This is a genomic window from Streptomyces sp. NPDC097981 (assembly GCF_040302565.1).
In the GTDB taxonomy this organism is placed as follows: Bacteria; Actinomycetota; Actinomycetes; order Streptomycetales; family Streptomycetaceae; genus Streptomyces.
On record NZ_JBEORW010000009.1, the window covers coordinates 1 to 17,778 of the forward strand.

Genomic DNA, 17,778 nt, shown 5'->3' on the forward strand with positions numbered 1-17,778 from the left:
GCAAGACCCTCGGATGGAGGACACCCGCCGAAGCCCTCAACGAACACCTACTCTTGACTCAACAAGCCGGTGTTGCGACGACCGATTGAGTCCGGACTGGTCACCGAGCGCGCCCACCTGCCGCTGCTGCGCGGGCTCGACCTGCCGGGCGTACGGCTGCTCGTGACCGACACCGGGGAGTACGCCGAGTTGCTCGCCCCGTACGCGGCCGCGAAGCCGGGCGAGGCGGTGCTCGCCGCCCCCGGGCCCGCCTCCCGCTTCCTCCTCTACTTCACCTCGGGCTCCACCGGCGCCCCCAAGGCCGCCATCTGCACCCAGGGCCGGCTGGCCGCCGCCGGCGACTCACTGGCCCGGCACTTCTCGGTCGCCCCGGACGACGTCCACTACGTCTGCATGCCGCTCTTCCACGGCAACGCGGTCATGGCCGACTGGCTGCCCGCCCTCGCCGGGGGCGCGTCCGTGGCCCTGCGCCCCCGCTTCTCCGCCTCCGCGTTCCTGGACGACGTCCGCGCCTACAGAGCGACGTACTTCACCTACGTCGGCCGGGCCGTCCAGTACCTGCTGGCCACCGAGCCCCGCCCGGACGACCGCGACCACACCCTGCGCCTCGGCTTCGGCACCGAGGCCGGCGCCGTGGACGCGGCCCGCTTCGCCGAGCGGTTCGGAGTCCGGCTGGTGGAGGGGTACGGGGCCACCGAGGGCGGCGCCTCCGTCCAGAGGACCCCGGACACCCCACCGGGCGCCCTGGGCCGCGCCGGGGCCGGGGACGACCTGGCGGTGATCGATCCGGAGACGGGCGCGGAGTGCCCGCCGGCCGTCCTGGACGCGCGGGGCCGCCTCCTGAACGGCTCCGCGGCGATCGGGGAGCTGGTCAACCGCGGCCGGAGCCTGTTCGAGGGGTACTGGCGCAATCCCGAGGCGGAGGCCGCGCGGACCCGCGACGGCTGGTACTGGACGGGCGACCTCTTCTTCCGCGACGCGGGAGGCTTCCTCTACTTCGCGGGCCGTACGGACGACCGGCTGCGCGTCGACAGCGAGAACCTCGCCGCGGCCGTGATCGAGAACATCCTGGCGCGCTGGTCCCCGGCGGCCGCGGTCGCCGTGTACGCGGTGCCGGACGAGGTGGCCGGCGACCAGGTGATGGCGGCGGTCGCCCTCGGGAAGGGGGAGCGGTTCTCGCCGGAGGCCTTCTCCGCGTTCCTGGCCGGCCAGCCGGACCTGGGCACGAAGATGTCCCCGCGCTATGTCCGGATCCTGGAGTCCATGCCGACGACGGCGACGAACAAGGTCCACCGCGTCGCCCTGCGCCGGTCCGGTTTCCGCTGCCCGGACCCGGTCTGGTGGTCCCCTCCGGGCGCCCGCGGCTACCGGCTCCTCGGTCCGGCCGATCTCGACGGCCTGCTGGCGGCGTACGCGGCCCACGGCCGCAGCGAGCTCCTGGACCGCTGATCCCCGCCTCGGGGGGCATGGTTTTGAGCACCCCTGAGGACCAGGTAGTATTTTCTCTGTCAGGCGCCGCTAGCTCAGTTGGTTAGAGCAGCTGACTCTTAATCAGCGGGTCCGGGGTTCGAGTCCCTGGCGGCGCACCTGTACTTCGGGCGGTTTCCGGTTCACCGGAAACCGCCCGAAGTGTTTTCGGGGCCCTGTCCCGCCGTGGCGAGCCTGCCTGCGGCGAGCGTCACAAGGTGAGCGACAGCAACAGGGGCGCGGCCTTCCGGTTCAGTGCGTCCGCGGCGGCCCGCAGCCGGTGTGCGTGCTCGACCGGCATCGACAGGGCCAGGCAGCCCACCGAGGCCCCGGCCGTGATCGGCACGGCGGCGCAGACGGTGCCCACCGCGTACTCCTGCAGGTCCAGCACCGGAACCGTGGCCGGCTGGCTGTCCAGCTTGGAGAAGAGGATCTGCTCGTTCACGATCGTCTTCGACGTGAGCCGGGCGATCTTGTGCCGCGACAGGTGGTCGCGCCGCCCGTTCTGGTCGAGCTGGGTCAGCAGGCACTTGCCGACCGCGCTGGCGTGCGCCGCGGACCGGAAGTCGACCCACTCGTGCACCTTCGGCGTGCGCGGGCTGTCCGCGAACTGCGTGATCTTCACTTCGCCGTCCTCGTACCGGCTGATGTAGACCGCCGCGCCCACCGAGTCCCGGAGCCGGCCCAGGGTGTCCTGCAGCTTGTTCTGGAGTGCCTGCTGCCGGTCTATGCCGGAGCCGAGCAGCACCAGGGAGTCGCCTATGGCGTAGGCGCCGTCGGACACCTGGAGTACATACCCCTCACGGCGCAGCATGAGGAGCATCGGGGCGAGATGGACCGCGGGCAGGCCGGTCTCACGCGCGATCTGTACGTCGGTCACACCGCCGGTATGGCGGGCGATTGCTTCGAGTACGCGCAGGGCGTACTGCACCGAGTGGAACGGCGCGATCGGCTCGGGCTTCAGCGCCACGGTTTCCCCCTAGCAGGTTGTTACCGCTTGCCCTACCACGATAGCCATCAAGAGGCCCACGTGGAGCGCCTGTTGATGAGATTGATGGCTCAATCATGTCCTCCCGCCTGTGTCTACTCCAGTGGCATATGCCAAGGTCATGCCCGGTGTCTCGGGATGCCGGGAATGGCCGCACGCCGCCGATGGTTCGAGTTCTTCGTACGGACGGCGAAGCGAGACGGGAGCGACTATGAGTGACACCGGGGACGCGGGTCGGGGTGCGGACGCGGGCGGCCGTGGCGACCGGATCCGGGGCGAGGCCCGCGGCCTCGCGCCGGTTCCGCTCTCGGTGCTGGACCTCGTCACGGTCGGCAGCGGCAGCACCGCGCACGACTCCCTGCGCACGAGCGTCGGCATCGCCCGGCTCGCCGAGTCCCGCGGCTACCACCGGCACTGGGTCGCCGAGCACCACTCCATGCCCGGGGTGGCCAGCTCCTCCCCGGCGGTGATCCTGGCCCACCTGGCCGCCCACACCTCCCGCATCCGGCTCGGCTCCGGTGGGGTCATGCTGCCCAACCACGCCCCGCTCGCCGTCGCCGAGCAGTTCGGCACCCTGGAGGCGCTCGCCCCGGGCCGGATCGACCTCGGGCTCGGCCGCGCGCCCGGCACCGACGGCCGCACGGCGGCGGCCTTGCGCGGCCCCGGGCGCCTCGACGAGGCCGCGGAGGAGTTCCCCCGGCAGCTCGTGGAGCTCACCCGCTTCCTCGACGACGACTTCCCCGACGGTCACCCGTACGCCCGCGTCCACGCGGTGCCGGGGCCCGTGCAGGGCGCCGCCGGGCGGCCGCCCCTGTGGCTGCTCGGCTCCTCCGGGTTCAGCGCCCGCCTCGCCGCCGAGCTCGGCCTGCCCTTCGCGTACGCCCACCACTTCTCGGCGGCCGGCACCCTGCCCGCGCTGGAGCTCTATCGGCAGTCGTTCCGCCCCTCCGCCGTACTGGACGCCCCGTACGCCGTGATCGGGGTCTCGGCGCTCGCCGCCGACACCGCGGAGCAGGCCCGCGCCCAGGTGCTCACGGGGGCGCTGTCGATACTGCGGCTGCGCAGCGGCCGGCCCGGGTTGATCCCGACGCCCGAGGAGGCGGGGAGTTACGGATTCTCCCCGCTGGAGCGGGAGTTCGTGGACGGCTGGCTCGCGAACGTCGTCCACGGCACGCCGGACGAGGTCCGTGCCGGGCTCGACGGCCTCGTCGGGCGCACGGGCGCCGACGAGCTGATGCTGACCGCCAACGCGCACAGCGGCGCGGCCCGGTTGCGTTCCTACGAGCTCGTCGCAGATGTGTACGGAATGCCGGTGCAGAGCCGCGTGAGCTGATTGATCGCATGCGAACGGGGTTCGGCTGGTTTGTTGCCGAAACCTTGCAGGAGGGTGTCCTAAGGCATCCTTAAACCGCTCGTCACCCGGGGTGGCGGGCGATTTTTCATGTGTTCCCAGGCCTCTGACGAGGGGATTTCCGCGGCGAGTGGTCTAGTCCTTCTTTGGTCCAAACCATTGACTCGGACCTCGGGTGATCGCTATTCCTTCTCCCACCCGAACCTCTTGCTTCCCCTCCCACCCCCCGGAGGCAGTTCATGCACATCCGTAAACCCCTCATCGCGGCCGCCGCCACGGCCGCGCTGGCAGCCGGAGCGCTGGCAGGCTTCGCGGGGCTCGGCACCGCACAGGCCGCCGCCGGCGGCGCGAGCGGCGGCGGCAACGTCAAGATCGCGTACTACGACCAGTGGAGCGTGTACGGGAACGCCTTCTATCCCAAGCACCTCGACACCCGTGGCATAGCGGGCAAGCTGGACGTCATCAACTACTCGTTCGGCAATATCCACCCCACGAACCTCACTTGTTTCGAGGCGAACAAGGCGGCGGGCGACGACAACAACGCCAGTGCCGGTGACGGCGCGGGCGATTCGTACGCCGACTACCAGAAGTCCTTCAGTGCCGCCGACAGCGTCAGCGGCGTCGCCGACAAGTGGGACCAGCCGATCGTCGGCGTCTTCAACCAGTTCAAGCAGCTGAAGGCGAAGTACCCCAACCTCAAGATCAATATTTCGATCGGCGGCTGGACCTACTCGAAGTACTTCAGCGACGCGGCGAAGACCGATGCCTCCCGCAAGAAGCTCGTGTCCTCCTGTATCGACCAGTACATCAAGGGCAACCTGCCGGTCGAGGGCGGCTACGGCGGTCCGGGCACGGCGGCGGGCATCTTCGACGGCATCGACATCGACTGGGAGTACCCCGGCTCCTCCGGGGGGCACCTGGGCAACCACTACGCCCCCGAGGACAAGCAGAACTTCACGCTCCTGCTCAAGGAGTTCCGCGAGCAGCTCGACGCCTACGGCGCGGCCAACGGCGGCAAGAAGTACCTGCTGACCGCGGCGCTCCCGGCCGGTCAGGACAAGATCAAGTACATCGAGACGGACAAGATCGGTTCGTACCTCGACTACGCGAACATCATGACGTACGACATGCACGGCGCCTGGGACGGCGACGGGCCCACATACCACCAGTCCCCGCTCCTGCCCTCGGCGGCCGACCCGACCGACCCGATCGCACCGGGCACCGAGAAGTACAGCATCAAGAACGCCGTCGACTCCTGGCTCGACGGCAACGCGGCCTACGGCATCGCCGGCGGCTTCCCCGCGAACAAGCTGACCCTGGGCTACGAGTTCTACTACCGGGGCTGGAAGGGCGTCCCGGCGGGCGCCGCCAACGGCCTCGCCCAGACCGCGACCGGTCCCTCCGGCGCCCGGCCCACCAGCCAGCAGGCCGGCATCGCCAACTACAAGGAGCTCGGCGGGATCGTCGACAACCCGGCGACCACCTTCTGGGACGACCAGGCGAAGGCCTCGTACTTCTACAAGGACGGCGAGTTCTTCACCGGCCTGAACCAGAAGTCCGTCCAGGCCCGGGTCGACTACGGCAGGCAGCGCGGCCTGGCCGGCGCGATGATGTACTCCCTGCTCGGCCTGGACGCCAACACCACGCTGCTCAACCAGATCTCGGACGCCCTCGGCGGCACCACGCAGCCTCCGACGACTCCGCCCACCACGCCGCCGACGACCCCGCCGACCACGCCCCCGACCACCCCGCCGACCACGCCGCCCGGCACGGGCTGCACGGCGCCGGCGTACGTCGCGGGGACCGTCTACACCGGAGGCAGCGAGGTTTCGCACAAGGGCCACAAGTGGAAGGCCCAGTGGTGGACGCAGAACGAGGAGCCCGGCACGACCGGTGAATGGGGTGTCTGGAAGGACCTCGGCGCCTGCTGATCCCCCCACCCCGCGCCGAGCGGCACCCCGCCCTGCACCCCGCATCCCGGGTGCGGGGCGGAGGTGTGTCCCGGGGCCGGCCCGCAGAGCGCGGCGGCGCCCCCGACCCCGGCCGGCCGCCCGGGCGGAACGCCTAGCGGCGGTCGCGGTCGCGGTCGTGGTCGCCCGGCCGGGTGCCGATCATCTCGGCGATCCGCTCCGGGGCGACGGCCCGCGAGTACAGCCAGCCCTGGCCCGTGTCGCAGCCGACGCGCCGCAGGCGGGCGGCCTGGCCGGCGGTCTCCACGCATTCCGCGGTGACCGTGAGGCCGAGGCGGTGCGCGAGCTGGACGAGGGCCTCGACGATGGTCTCGTCGGCCGGGTTCGGGTGGGTGCCCTCGTCGTAGCGGAATCCGTGGACGAAGGAACCGTCCAGCTTCAGCACGGACACCGGCAGCCGGCTCAGGTACGCCAGGTTCGAGTACCCGGTGCCGAAGTCGTCGATGGCGATCCGCACCCCCATGTCGCTCAGCGCCTGGAGGGCCTGGAGCGGCCGCCCCGCGGAGCCCATCACCGCCGACTCGGTCAGCTCCAGCTGGAGCAGCTGCGGGGCCAGCCCGGTCTCGGCCAGGATCTCCGCCACGTCGCCGACCAGGTCGGAGTCCCACACCTGCCGTACCGCCACGTTGACGGAGACGAAGACCGGGGCGTCGCTGGGCTGCTCGATCTGCCAGCGCCGGGCCTGGCGGCAGGCGGTCCGCAGCACCCAGCGCCCCAACTGCACGATGGAGCCGTCCTCTTCCGCAATTCCGATGAACCGATTCGGCGTCAGCGTGCCGAACTGCGGGTGGTTCCAGCGGACCAGGGCCTCCACCCCGCGCACCGCCCCGCTCTCCAGGTCCACGAGGGGCTGGTACTCCAGCTCGAACTCGCCCCGCTCCACGGCCGGCCGCAGCGTCGAGCTGAGCGCCTGGCGGGTCATGCGGTGGGCGTTGCGCTCCGGGTCGAACAGCGTCCAGCGCGCCTTCCCGTCCGCCTTGGCCCAGTACAGGGTCGTGTCCGCGGCCTGCATCAGCGCGGTCGCCGACGTCCCCTCCGCGGTGCGCTCGACGACGCCGATCGACGCCGAGACCGACAGCCGCTGGCCGGCCAGGTCGAACGGCTCCTGCACGGCAGCCAGTACGCTGCGCGCCAGGTCGGCGAGCTGCTCGGTGCCGGTGGAGTCCTCGACCAGCAGGGCGAACTCGTCGCCGCCGAGCCGCGCCACCAGGTGCCCGCCCGTGCGCCCGTACCCGGACTGGTCGGCGCACTGGGTCAGCCGGGCCGCGACGGCGGTCAGCAGCCGGTCGCCGACCCGGTGCCCCAGGGTGTCGTTGACGGCCTTGAACCCGTCCAGGTCGAGGTAGCACAGGCCGATCCGCCCGGTGCCCCCGTGCTCGTACGAGGAGGCCTCCAGGGCGGCGGAGAGCCGCTCGAAGAACAGCGCCCGGTTGGGCAGCCGGGTCACCGGGTCGTGCATCTGGAGGTGCCGCAGCCGGGCCTGGAGATCGCGGCGGTCGCTGATGTCGGCGACGGACAGCAGCACGTCCCGGGTCCCGGGCACGGGCCCGAGGGTGACCTCGGTCCACAGCGAGTGCCCGTCGGGGTGTTTGAGCCGGCGGGTGCAGCGCAGCCTGGCCTGCCGGCCGCGCAGCACATCCTGGTAGGCCTGCCAGGTACGGGCCTCGGCGCCCAGGTCGACCAGGTCGGCTGCGCACTGCTCGACGAGTGCGTCCGGCTCGGTGCCGAGGAGCCCGGCCAGGGCCGCGTTCGCGGCGACGACGTAGCCGGAGCGGTCGACGACGGCCATCGCGAGGTGGGCCGCGTTGAAGGCGGCCCGGTAGTCGCGCAGCTCGGACGCGGTGCGGGGCGGCGTCGGCGGCACAGCCGGCACTACTTGGTGACGCTCCGTAATGGCCGATCGGGTGCTGTCGGCCGCCGAACCGGTTCCCTCTGAGGTTCCGCTCACCGTTGGCTCCCGCAGTGCTCGTGAGTGTCCGTGCAGGAAAGTGTGCCGATCATAGAGGCACCGTACGGCCCTATCCAGCGGCGTCGCCGTGCGGGGCGCGGGACTTCGGCATGCTGACGGCCCGCCGGCCGGATCCCGGGCGATCGTTTCTGCACCGCTCTGAGCAGCGGAAGGCCCTCGTTGATCTCCCGTGATCGGTTGTGACGTTCTGTAGGCATGTGGGTGAACCCCCGAGTCACCGGCTTGCCGTAGTGCTCACTCGTGTGGGGCAGCGGAACAGGACATCAGTAAGACAATCGCCTCAGGGTGGAGCGAGATGGTACGAATCCACCACCGGAGGCCGATGTGCCGCGACAGCAGACACCCGGGGGAGTGGAACACTCCCGCGTCAGAAGTGCGGCGGCCGTGTTCACTTCCCTCACGGCGCTCGCCGCCATGTCGCTCGTCGCCGGTCCCGCGGTCGCCGATCCGGGGGCCGCGCCGTGCGCCCTGACCCGCACCTCGGCGCACCATTCCCTCGGCCTGGACAGCTGGAACCGGGCCTACCCCAAGCCGGAGCGCACCCTCGACGCGGTCATGGTCTTCCTCTCCTTCCCCGACCACCGGACCACCCTGACGACCGGGCAGCTGGCCGACGACTACTTCCCCGCGACCAGCGACTTCTTCGAGCGGGCCTCGTACGGGAGGTTCCACCTCGTCCCGCACCCGCAGAAGCAGTGGATCCGGATGCCCAAGCCGTCCACGGCGTACGGGATACAGCGTGACTGGGCGGCCGAGGACCGGGGGGCCTACCTGCGGGACGCGGTCGCCGCCGCGGACCGGGACGTGGACTTCTCGAAGTACGACGTCGTGTACTTCGTCGCCGACCCGGACGCGCCCGGCGTGGACTCGGACGCCACCAAGGTCGTCAACTTCGACCGGCCGATCAGCGCGGACGGGACGGACCTGCGGCGGATCGTGACCGTCTTCGAGCGCCACCCGCCGGACCGGAACGTGCTGGCGCACGAGACCGGGCACGTCTTCGACCTGCCCGACCTCTACCACCGGCCGACGGACGGCAAGGGCGACTGGGACACGTACGTCGGGGACTGGGACGTCATGGGCAGCCAGTTCGGGATGTCGCCCGACCTGTTCGCCTGGCACAAGTGGAAGCTCGGCTGGCTGGACTCCTCCCAGGTGGACTGCGTGCAGTCCGGATCCTCCCTGCACACCCTGCTGCCGCTGGCCCAGCCCCCGGCGCCGGGCGCCACGGGCGGGACCCGGCTCGCGGTGATCCGTACGGGTCGCGGCAGCGCCGTCGCGATCGAGGCCCGGGGTTCCGCCGGCAACGACGGGGACATCTGCACGGAAGGGGTCCTGGTCTACCGGGTGCGCAACGAGGCGGCGTCGGGCGGCGGACCGATCGAGGTGCTCGACGGGCATCCGCACTCGGAGGCGTGCTGGGACCGCTCGGTGTACCCGCCGCTGGCGGACGCGCCGCTGGGGGTCGGGGAGGCGTTCACGGTGCCGGGGGAGCGGATCAGGATCGAGGTGGCCGACCGGACCCCGTCGGGCGCGTACACGGTCAAAATCACGACCTAGTGCAGGCCACGACGAAGAAGGCCCCCACATGTGTGGGGGCCTTCTTCCGTCTGTGCGCCGCCAGGGACTCGAACCCCGGACCCGCTGATTAAGAGTCAGCTGCTCTAACCAACTGAGCTAGCGGCGCTTGCTGACGAGGAAGACATTAGCAGGAGGACGGCCGGAAGGAAAAATCGATATCCGCAGCTCGGGCGGCGCGGACGTACGCCCACTGGAGCGCCTCGGGTCCGGGGAGCCAGGGCGTGCGGGTGTCGGGGGCGACGAGCCAGCGCGACGGGCCGGGTGTGGCGGCGAGCGGCGGCACGGTGACGGCGTCGCCCCGCCCGTGGCACAGCGGCGCGGGCACGGCGCTGCCCCCTTCTTCCCAGGCGAGCAGCGCGGGGAGCCGGTGGGCGGTCCCGGTGGCGGTGAAGAGCAGCATCCGCCCGCGGTGCACGGCGACGGGCCCGGATCCGGGGCCCTCGGCCCAGAGCAGGTCGAGCATGCGGCGCCCGAGGACGAGAGGGACGTTGACGACGTCGAAGGCGGTCCCGCAGGGCAGCGCGGCCGGCTCGGTGGGCCGCGCCTGCCAGAGCGCGAGGGTGTCGTGCGGGTTCGCACAGGCAGAGGTGAGCCAGGCGGCGCCCTGAGGGGTGACGTGGGTGGCGGTGCGTGCGTCGTTGGCGGGGCAGGCGGGTGCCGTCGTGAGCGTCGTCATGCGGACCGGTCTACCGGGCGTAGCAATCCGGTTTCCGGGAGTTACGGAAAGTCGGGACAGGGCGGAGGGAGGTGGGCTATGTTGCGCCCCGCATATGCCGGATGAGACATCCGCCACATCCGGCGCGGAGGCCCCCGCCCGGCCCTGCGGAGGCGGTACGGGCGGCGGGGGCCAGGTCGGGGTCAGGCCGGGGGCGGCAGGGCCAGGGGATGTCCGGGCTGGGGGGCGTCCGGGCTAGGGGGTGTCCGGGCCCGCTTCGCGCTGGAGGGATTCGCCGAACTCGATCATCTTGCGCGCGTAGTCCTCGGTCCATTCCGCCTCCGCGGCGATCGCCGCCAGCGGCAGCCGGTCGAACCGCCGAGGGTCGGCGAGCTGTGCGGCGGCCAACGCCTGGAACTCCACCGCGCGCTCCTGCGCCGCCCGGAAGGCGAGCGTCAGCTCGGTGGCGCGGGCCAGCAGCTCACGCGGATCCTCGATCGACTCCAGATCGAAGAAGTGCTCCGGGTCAGTGGCAGCCTCCGAGGGCTCGAAGAGCAGCGGCGCGGGCCGCAGCTTCCGCTCGGTCGTCCGCTCGGGCTCTGCCATGCGTGTCCTCCTGCTGCACGTTCGGGATCCTTCCGGGCCACCCTCCATTGTCCAACGCGGCGCAAGAGTGCCGTCCTCGGGCCGCGTCCCGCCGTATGAGGGCTTCCGGACCACCCGGTGCTCCGCCAGGTGCGCCAGGACCGGGGTGGTTCGCCTCCCGGCCGTCGGGGCTGCGTCCGTTGGCCGCCTGCGGCGGTGTGTCGGACTCCGTCCGGCGATTGCGGCAAGGCTCCTCGCGCGGCGCCGTGCGGGGCAGGCGGAGGTGGATCACGGCCGCCAGGTGACGCGGTGGTCGGACCAGAAATCCCACGTGGCCATCATCGCCTCCCAGCCGTCGGGGAACTTCACCGTCACCCCCAACTGGACCGGCTCCGTGGACGGATGGTCGTCCAGCAGCTCCGCTATCCCCGCCCGCGCCACGACCACGCACGCGTGCCGGTGCCGCGAGGCCAGCACGCACAGGCGGCCCGTCTCCAGGTGGAAGGCCGTCGCGTCGGGGCGGCCCGACAGCGGGTGGAGCACCACCGTGAGGTCGTACTCCCGCCCCTGCAGCCGGTTCGCGGTGTCCACGGTCACCCCGGTGACGCCCAGCTCCGCCAGGGCGGCGCGGACCGCCGCCGCCTGGTCGCGGTGCGCGGTGCCGACCGCGATCCGGTCGGCGGTCAGCGGGGCCGGCGCCGCGGACTGCTCGTCCGCCGTCACCGCCCCCCGGTCCAGCGCCCGGCGTACCACCAGGGCCACCGCCCGCACCGCCTCCGGGTCGGTGCGCGGGGTGTGCCGCGCGGGCAGCTCCAGCAGACCCCAGCCCGACTCGGCGGCCTCGTCCAGCACCCGGTCCGGGCCCGAGCCGTCGCCCGCGACCCCGTACGACAGCCGCCGCTCTCCCGGGCCCGTACCGCTGCGGAACTGCGTGTACGGGTAGAACGCCCGCGAGACCAGCGGCGCGGCCGTCGCTGGGAGCCGCCAGGACACCGGCAGCCGGTGCTGCGGCAGGTGCGGGTTGTGGGCGAGGAGGGTGCTGACGGCGCTCGCCGAAGGGTCGTACGACAGGCCGGCCCACTGCTCGGCACCGACCACGCTGAACGGGTCCAACTGCCCCGGGTCGCCCACGAACAGCGCCCGCTCGAACAGCCCGGCCACGGCCAGCAGCGCGTCCGAGCGCATCTGGTACGCCTCGTCGACGATGGCGTGCTCCCAGGGTTCCGCGTTCTTCACGTACGCCCACTTCGCCGCCGTCGAGATGGTGACCGGCAGCTCGGCGAGGTCCCCCGGCTTGGCCGAGAGGGTGACCGAGGGCAGTTCGCGCAGCGCCGGGTCGTACGCGTCGCCGTCGCTGCTGTGCAGCCGGCCGACCTTCAGCTCCGGGTCCTTGGCGGCGAGCCGCAGCACCAGGTCGTCGACCTGCGCGTTGGTCTGCGCGACCACCATCAGCCGGCGACCGGCCGCGGCCAGCTCCCGGGCTGCCCGCACCACGAGCGTGGACTTGCCGGCTCCGGGCGGGGAGTCGACGACCACGCCGCGCTCGCGGCCGTGCAGCGTGTCGCGCAGGATGGCGGCGGTCGCCTCGGCGGCGGCCGTGCCGGGATCGAATGCGGTGCTCACAGGATGTCCTCGGCGGTCACAGGGTCGGGCGCGGCGGCGGGCAGCGCGGCGGCGGTCGCGGATCCCGGCGGTCCGCCGTGCGTCCACGGGGTCCGCTCCGGGTCCGGCAGTTTCGGGCCGCCGCGCGCATCGTGCTCGAACAGCGTCCAGCAGACCCGGTCGCCCTTCTCCGGCACCGAGCCCGGCTCCGGCTCCCGGCCGCGGCCCATCTTGTCCAGCAGCCGCAGCACGAGCCGCCCGTCCTCCTCGAAGCGGACGAACTGCGCCGCCTGCGGGCGCCCGTCCAGCGAGCGGAACACCTTGCCGCCGCCCTCGGCGAGCTGCGGAGCGTCCTCCGTGGCCACCGTGACCAGCGGGCGCGGACTCGGCCGCTTCGACTCGGTCCACTCCATCACCACCTCGGTGACCTCGCCCGCGAAGGCCTCGCCCGCGAGCCGCCGGCCCGCCATCACCAGCGGATCGTCCAGCGCCTCCTGGGCATCGAGCCGCACCTGCTCGGTCTCCCGCGTCGCCAGCTTCTGGGCCGCCGTCACCGCGTCGTCGTGGCGCGGCTGCGGGGGCTCCCCCGCCCGGACCCGGTCCCGGTGGCCGGTGTACGACCAGCGGTCCCGGGTCCAGCGCTCCTCGGCCCGCTCCGCGGGCGGCAGGGCGCGCAGCAGCTCCAGCGACTGCCACACCGCCCGCCAGGTGGGCCGCATCTGCTCCGCGACGAGCTCGCGGACGGCCGCCTCGGCGCGGTCCAGGGCCGCCCGGTCGCCCGCGGTGCGCGCCGCGTCGAAGCGGGCCATGGCCGGGGCGAGCAGCTTGTTGTCGAACGCCGGGTCGGTGGCCGGTCCGGCGGGCGGCACCAGCAGCTGGCCGTCCCGGTCGCGGCCCAGCTCGGCCCGCAGGGCGGCCTCCGCGCCCGTTTCCCCGTCCGGCGGGGCTATCCACGACAGCAGCGCGCCCAGGTGCTGCTCTTCCGGATTGCTCTGGCCGCTCGCCCAGTGCCGCCCCAGCAGCTCCGTCGCCGACAGCAGCATCGAGGCTCCCGGGACCCGGGCGCGCTCGCCGAGGTGCGTGAACCAGCGCCCCAGCAGCGGGACCCGCGTGGGCACCGGGTACGGGTTGTCCGGATCCTCCTCGGCCGTCCGCCGGAACCGCATCGACCGCCCCAGGAGCCGGACGTACTCGACGCCCGCCGGGCTCGGCACGATCACCTGCGGCGCGTCCAGGCACAGCTCGGCGGCGACCTTGCTCTTCGCGCCGGTCTCCGGGTCGGTTTCGGTGCGCTCCACGTACTCGACGGCGTCCGCGTACCCGTCCAGGTACGGCAGGACCGCGTCCGCCAGCTCCGCCAGGAACGTCCAGCGCAGGTCCCGGTCGCGCGGCTGCGGCACCACCAGCAGCCGCGGCTGCGCCGGATCCGTGCCGACCAGCGCGCCGAGCGGGGCTCCGGCCTCGCCCGCCGTGGTCAGGGGTACGAGGACCAGCGGGCGCTCGCTCAGATGCCGGTGCCGTACGGTCGCCAGCGGCCGGGCCCGGCCCGCCCGGACGGCCTCCAGGCGCGCGAGGGTGGTCAGGAGCGGCATGCGGCTGCCTCCAGGGCCTCGGCGCGCAACCGGGCCGCCCGGTGCAGGGCGGCCGCCGCCGGGTCGTCGGGACGGCCGCCGCCGGCGGCGGCCGCGAGGGCCTCCTCGACGGTGGTGAGCGCGCCGAGCTCCCCCCGTACGGAGCGGCCGAGGGTGGTCACCGCGCCGGCTGCACGGGCCCGCTCCCGGCAGTGGAAGGCCAGCTCGCAGGCGGCCAGGCATTCGGGGGCGTAGGCGGCAGAGACGGCGGAGACCGCCTCGGTCAGCTCCGCGGCGGGCCGTGCCGGGTCGAAGCTGAGCCCCTCGGGCAGGGCGGCGGCCAGCTCCTCGACCCGGGTCAGCCGGTCCAGCTGGCGCCGGGTCACGGAACGCTCCCGGCGGACGTCGACGGGCGCGGCTGCGGGCAGGTTGGAGAAGTCCTTCGGGCAGACGAGCAGGACGGTGTGCCCCACCACGGCGGAGGGCAGCTTCTCGGCGGTCTTCTCCAGGGCCAGCACGTACACGGCGGCCTGCCTGGCGGCGGCGCCCACCTTCGCGGGATCGGCCGCTCCGTCGATCAGCGGGAACGACTTGATCTCCACGACGGTCCAGCGGCCGTCGGGATGCACCACGACGGCATCCGGCTCCAGGTAGGCGGGGGTGCCCGCCACCTCCAGCGCCAGCATCGGGTGGTCCAGCAGGGTCCACGCCCCGGCGGCGGTGGCCTCGCGCAGTGCGAGCGCGGTGCGCGCGGCGCGGCCTTCGGGCCCGGCGGCCGTCAGGTCGGGGACGGGGGTGCCCGGGCCGGGCGGCTCGGCGCCGGCGCCCAGGTGCCGGTGGACCAGTTCCAGGAGGGCGGCTCCGCCGCCGCCCTTGACCCTGGCCTCGAAGGAGTTCCCGCGGATGATGGCGAACTGCGACTGGCCGAAGGCGGCGGGCGAGCCGAGGGCCGCGGCCAGTGCGGTCTTGTCCACGCCGGCGCCGTCGAGCAGGGCGCGTCTGCCGCATCCCGGGTTGGCGGCGAGGGCAGCCAGCGCGCGGGCGTCGAGCGGGCGGGGCGGTACGGCGGGGCCGCGCAGGTCAGCGAGCCGCTGCCGCAGTGTCGTCTTCGGGGGCGGGCCGCTGGGCGGGTAGGAGCTCACGGGCGGAAGTGTCCCATCCGCCACTGACAATCGTGGTCGTACCGCGGAAACCGGCCGTCCGGGCGGACAGCAGGCGGGAGATCGCGTATCCGGCGGCCATCACGACGGCCCCGGCGGCCGCGTCCAGGAAGTAGTGGTTGGCCGTGCCCATGACCACGAGGGTGGTGACGGCGGGGTAGGCGATGCCGAGCGCCCGCAGCAGCGGGTGGCGCCCGTGCCGCCACAGCAGGACCCCGCACCACAGGGCCCAGCCGACGTGCAGGCTCGGCATGGCCGCGTACTGGTTGGTCAGGCCCCCGAGCCCGCGCGGGGCACTGGCCTCGGCGCCCCACCAGCCGTACGCGCTGTACTGGGCCATCGTGTCGGTGAACCCGTACGCGGCGTCCAGCAGCCGGGGCGGGCAGGTGGGCATCAGCGTGAAGCCGACGAGCCCGAGGAGGGTGGAGACCACCAGCCAGGTGCGGGCGCCGCGGTAGTGCCGGGGGTGGCGCAGGTACAGCCAGACCAGCACGGCCGGGGTGACGAGGTAGTGCAGGGAGGCGTAGACGAAATCGGCGGGTATCCCGAGCAACCCCTGGTGGGAGAAGAGCCGGTTGAGCGGCCGTTCGAGATCGATGCCCAGCAGTTCCTCGGTCCGGAGTATCGCGAGCCCGTGGCCGACGGCGAGGTGCACGTCGCCCCGGGCGAGGAGTCTGCCACCGGTGTACGCGCCGTAGACGAGTCCCAGGAGCAGCAGTTCGGCCCACCAGCGGGCGGGCTTCTGCCGATCAGTCATACGGTGTAGGACGCTTGTGCGACGGGGTGGGTTGCCTGGTGTTCACGTGATGGATGATGGATGGACGACGCAACCGCCTGAAACAGCATGAACCCTTACGCACCAGGAGGATTTCCTATGGCCCCCCGCATCCTCCTGGCCCGCCACGGCCAGACGGCGTGGTCCCAGCTCGGCAAGCACACGGGACGCACGGACGTGCCCATGCTGGAGGAGGGCAAGCAGGGCGCCAAGCTGCTCGGCGAGCGGCTGGCCCGCGCCCCGTGGAACGGCCTGCCCGGCGTGGAGGTCCGCACCAGCCCCCTGGTCCGCGCGAGCGAGAGCTGCGACCTGGCGGGCTTCGGGGCCCGGGCCGAGCCGTGGGACGCGCTGATGGAGTGGGACTACGGCGACTACGAGGGCATGACCCCGGCCGAGATCCAGGCGATCCGCCCGGGCTGGCTGATCTGGCGCGACGGCGTCCCGGGCGGCGAGTCCGTCGCCGACGTCGCCGCCCGCGCCGACGAGGTGGTCGCCTGGGCCCGCTCGGCGGAGCGCGACGTGCTGGTCTTCGCGCACGGCCACGTCCTGCGCACCCTGGCCGCCCGCTGGCTCGGCCTCGAAGCCTCCTTCGGCGCCCGCATCCGTCTGGAGCCCACCTCTCTCTCGGTCCTGGGCTGGGCGTACGGGGCTCCCGCGCTGGAGCGCTGGAACGACACGGGCCACCTGGACATCTGACCGGGCCGGGCCCGATCGGCCCGGCCGGCGGGGTGGCGGGTCAGACCGTGGCGTGGCGGGTCAGGAAGGCCGCCACCCGGGGGCTGCGCTGGTGCGGGACCAGGGCGCGGGCCGTCCCCGAGAGCATGGACCGGATCCGGGTGGACTGGACCTCGGTGAGCAGGTCCAGGACCCGCCCGCCCGCCCAGGCCGCCTCGTCCGGGGCGCCCGCGCGGGCCAGGTCCCCGGCCAGCTCGGCCGTGTAGAGGGCCACGTTCCGGGCGAAGTGCGGATCCTGGAGGTCCGCCGCGCGGCGGGCGTGCCGGGCCGCCCGGGCGTACTCGCCGAGGGCCGCCCAGCAGCGCGACTCCAGGGACTCCAGCTCGGCCTCGCCGAAGAAGGACATCCACTCCGGGTCCGCCGCCGCCTTGCCGCGGGAGAACTCCGTGTGCGCCCGGGTCAGCGCGTCCTCGCAGGCCTTGCGGTCGGCCAGCCCCGCCCAGCCGCCCGCCTCCCGCAGGGCGAGCAGCGAGAGCAGCCGCGGGGAACCGAGGGAGCGGGCGGCCCGGCGGCCCGCCTGGGCCGCCCGTACCGACTCCCGGGGCCGGCCGCAGTCCCGGGCCAGGAACGCCATGTTGCTGAAGGCGTGCGCCTCCAGGCCCGCGTCCCCCGAGACCCGGGCCGTCGCCAGGGCCTCCGCGTAGTGCGAGCGGGCGTCGTCGAAGCGGCCGGAGTCGTGCGCCAGCCACCCCACGGAGACGGCCAGTTCACCGGCACCCGCGTGCAGCCGGTCCTCGGTGGACTGCCGGGTGGCTCCCGCATCCAGCAACGCGTAGGCGGCGCGCAGGGGTTCGGCGGCCCTGCGGTACAGGGCGTCGGCCCCGTGCCGGTCGTCCAGCAGCCGGATCTGGCGTACGGCCTCCTCGACCGCCGCGGCCTCGGACTCGCCGGCCCGGGCGGGTGGCCGCCGGGTGTCGCCGAGCAGGGTGAGCCCGATCGTCGCGGCCGCCACGGTCGCGGAGCCGCCCGCCATGAACGCGCGACGCAGCACGTCGCTCTCCTTGTGGGTGAAGGGGGCGGTGCGCTGCGCCGACCGGCCGCGGACCGCCTCGCGCGGGGAGAAGCCCAGATCGGCCAGGGTCCGGCCGGGGAACATGTGCAGGAAGACCCGCTCGTACGCGTAGTTGGGACAGCGGATCTCGCCGGACTCGACCCGGCCGATGTAGCGGGCGTCGCAGGAAACCGTTTCTCCGATCTCCTTCGCGGCCCGGCGCACCATGGCCGCGAACTCGGCCGGGGAGTGCTGCCCGCGCAGCCGCCGGAACGTCTGATTCGGTGAGTGGGGGAACGCCGCCATGGACGTGGCCTCTCTGGCAAGGGACGCACCGCCGGTTCCGCGGATGGAGCCGGGCCCGGCGCGCATGAACGT

General features: G+C 73.2%; 14 protein-coding genes and 2 tRNA genes. 6 read left to right on the forward strand and 10 right to left on the reverse strand.

The window, feature by feature from the left end; all coding sequences use genetic code 11:
• Window positions 1-72: 72 nt before the first annotated feature.
• Window positions 73-1,449, forward strand: a complete 1,377-nt coding sequence (locus ABTY04_RS11015; RefSeq protein ID WP_352213060.1) for an AMP-binding protein — start codon at window positions 73-75, stop codon at window positions 1,447-1,449.
• Window positions 1,450-1,512: 63 nt separating this feature from the next.
• Window positions 1,513-1,586, forward strand: a tRNA-Lys gene (locus ABTY04_RS11020).
• 92 nt (window positions 1,587-1,678) lie between these two features.
• On the opposite strand, the gene ABTY04_RS11025 is transcribed toward ABTY04_RS11020, so the two are convergent.
• Complete coding sequence (locus ABTY04_RS11025) at window positions 1,679-2,437, reverse strand: IclR family transcriptional regulator (RefSeq protein ID WP_352213061.1); 759 nt, start codon at window positions 2,435-2,437, stop codon at window positions 1,679-1,681.
• A 229-nt stretch (window positions 2,438-2,666) separates the two neighbouring features.
• Here ABTY04_RS11025 and ABTY04_RS11030 point away from each other — a divergent pair, with 229 nt between their 5' ends.
• Both ABTY04_RS11030 and ABTY04_RS11035 read left to right on the forward strand, forming a co-directional pair.
• Complete coding sequence (locus ABTY04_RS11030) at window positions 2,667-3,788, forward strand: LLM class flavin-dependent oxidoreductase (protein WP_352213062.1); 1,122 nt, start codon at window positions 2,667-2,669, stop codon at window positions 3,786-3,788.
• A 257-nt stretch (window positions 3,789-4,045) separates the two neighbouring features.
• On the forward strand, window positions 4,046-5,737 hold the full coding sequence (locus ABTY04_RS11035) for a glycosyl hydrolase family 18 protein (RefSeq protein WP_352213063.1): 1,692 nt from the start codon (window positions 4,046-4,048) through the stop codon (window positions 5,735-5,737).
• Window positions 5,738-5,870: 133 nt separating this feature from the next.
• On the opposite strand, the gene ABTY04_RS11040 is transcribed toward ABTY04_RS11035, so the two are convergent.
• Window positions 5,871-7,724, reverse strand: a complete 1,854-nt coding sequence (locus ABTY04_RS11040; RefSeq protein ID WP_352213064.1) for a putative bifunctional diguanylate cyclase/phosphodiesterase — start codon at window positions 7,722-7,724, stop codon at window positions 5,871-5,873.
• A 345-nt stretch (window positions 7,725-8,069) separates the two neighbouring features.
• Here ABTY04_RS11040 and ABTY04_RS11045 point away from each other — a divergent pair, with 345 nt between their 5' ends.
• Window positions 8,070-9,305, forward strand: a complete 1,236-nt coding sequence (locus tag ABTY04_RS11045) for a M6 family metalloprotease domain-containing protein (RefSeq protein ID WP_352213065.1) — start codon at window positions 8,070-8,072, stop codon at window positions 9,303-9,305.
• A gap of 53 nt (window positions 9,306-9,358) precedes the next feature.
• Here ABTY04_RS11045 and ABTY04_RS11050 read toward each other — a convergent pair.
• The 7 genes from ABTY04_RS11050 to ABTY04_RS11080 form a co-directional block, all read right to left on the reverse strand.
• Window positions 9,359-9,432, reverse strand: a tRNA-Lys gene (locus tag ABTY04_RS11050).
• Window positions 9,433-9,450: 18 nt separating this feature from the next.
• A complete protein-coding gene (locus ABTY04_RS11055; protein ID WP_502996611.1) occupies window positions 9,451-10,002 on the reverse strand; it encodes a bifunctional DNA primase/polymerase in 552 nt (183 codons plus the stop codon).
• Between the two features lie 234 nt (window positions 10,003-10,236).
• The gene (locus tag ABTY04_RS11060; protein WP_352213066.1) at window positions 10,237-10,587 is read right to left on the reverse strand and encodes a DUF8844 domain-containing protein; all 351 of its coding nucleotides are present in this window, start codon (window positions 10,585-10,587) and stop codon (window positions 10,237-10,239) included.
• Between the two features lie 267 nt (window positions 10,588-10,854).
• Window positions 10,855-12,189, reverse strand: coding sequence for an AAA domain-containing protein (locus tag ABTY04_RS11065; RefSeq protein WP_352213067.1), 1,335 nt, complete (start codon window positions 12,187-12,189; stop codon window positions 10,855-10,857).
• Complete coding sequence (locus ABTY04_RS11070) at window positions 12,186-13,760, reverse strand: hypothetical protein (RefSeq protein ID WP_352213068.1); 1,575 nt, start codon at window positions 13,758-13,760, stop codon at window positions 12,186-12,188. Before ABTY04_RS11070 ends, ABTY04_RS11065 begins: the two co-directional genes overlap by 4 nt.
• Complete coding sequence (locus ABTY04_RS11075; RefSeq protein ID WP_352213069.1) at window positions 13,748-14,881, reverse strand: hypothetical protein; 1,134 nt, start codon at window positions 14,879-14,881, stop codon at window positions 13,748-13,750. The genes ABTY04_RS11070 and ABTY04_RS11075 overlap by 13 nt, the downstream gene beginning before the upstream one ends.
• The gene (locus tag ABTY04_RS11080) at window positions 14,820-15,656 is read right to left on the reverse strand and encodes a phosphatase PAP2 family protein (RefSeq protein ID WP_352213070.1); all 837 of its coding nucleotides are present in this window, start codon (window positions 15,654-15,656) and stop codon (window positions 14,820-14,822) included. The genes ABTY04_RS11075 and ABTY04_RS11080 overlap by 62 nt, the downstream gene beginning before the upstream one ends.
• Window positions 15,657-15,773: 117 nt before the next feature.
• Between ABTY04_RS11080 and ABTY04_RS11085 the strand changes: the two genes are divergently transcribed.
• Window positions 15,774-16,370, forward strand: a complete 597-nt coding sequence (locus tag ABTY04_RS11085; protein ID WP_352213071.1) for a histidine phosphatase family protein — start codon at window positions 15,774-15,776, stop codon at window positions 16,368-16,370.
• A 40-nt stretch (window positions 16,371-16,410) separates the two neighbouring features.
• Here the strand turns inward: ABTY04_RS11085 and ABTY04_RS11090 are convergent, their stop codons facing one another.
• Window positions 16,411-17,706 carry an NsdA family TPR-like regulatory protein gene (locus ABTY04_RS11090; protein ID WP_352213072.1) on the reverse strand — a complete coding sequence of 432 codons (1,296 nt, stop codon included), beginning with the start codon at window positions 17,704-17,706 and terminating at the stop codon, window positions 16,411-16,413.
• Window positions 17,707-17,778 lie beyond the last annotated feature (72 nt).

Coding starts and splice junctions, on each gene's coding strand:
- ABTY04_RS11070 (WP_352213068.1), bottom strand. CDS start 13,760: ATGCCGCTCCTGACCACCCTCGCGCGCCTGGAGGCCGTCCGGGCGGGC.
- ABTY04_RS11085 (WP_352213071.1), top strand. CDS start 15,774: ATGGCCCCCCGCATCCTCCTGGCCCGCCACGGCCAGACGGCGTGGTCC.
- ABTY04_RS11055 (WP_502996611.1), bottom strand. CDS start 10,002: ATGACGACGCTCACGACGGCACCCGCCTGCCCCGCCAACGACGCACGC.
- ABTY04_RS11060 (WP_352213066.1), bottom strand. CDS start 10,587: ATGGCAGAGCCCGAGCGGACGACCGAGCGGAAGCTGCGGCCCGCGCCG.
- ABTY04_RS11035 (WP_352213063.1), top strand. CDS start 4,046: ATGCACATCCGTAAACCCCTCATCGCGGCCGCCGCCACGGCCGCGCTG.
- ABTY04_RS11030 (WP_352213062.1), top strand. CDS start 2,667: ATGAGTGACACCGGGGACGCGGGTCGGGGTGCGGACGCGGGCGGCCGT.
- ABTY04_RS11080 (WP_352213070.1), bottom strand. CDS start 15,656: ATGACTGATCGGCAGAAGCCCGCCCGCTGGTGGGCCGAACTGCTGCTC.
- ABTY04_RS11090 (WP_352213072.1), bottom strand. CDS start 17,706: ATGGCGGCGTTCCCCCACTCACCGAATCAGACGTTCCGGCGGCTGCGC.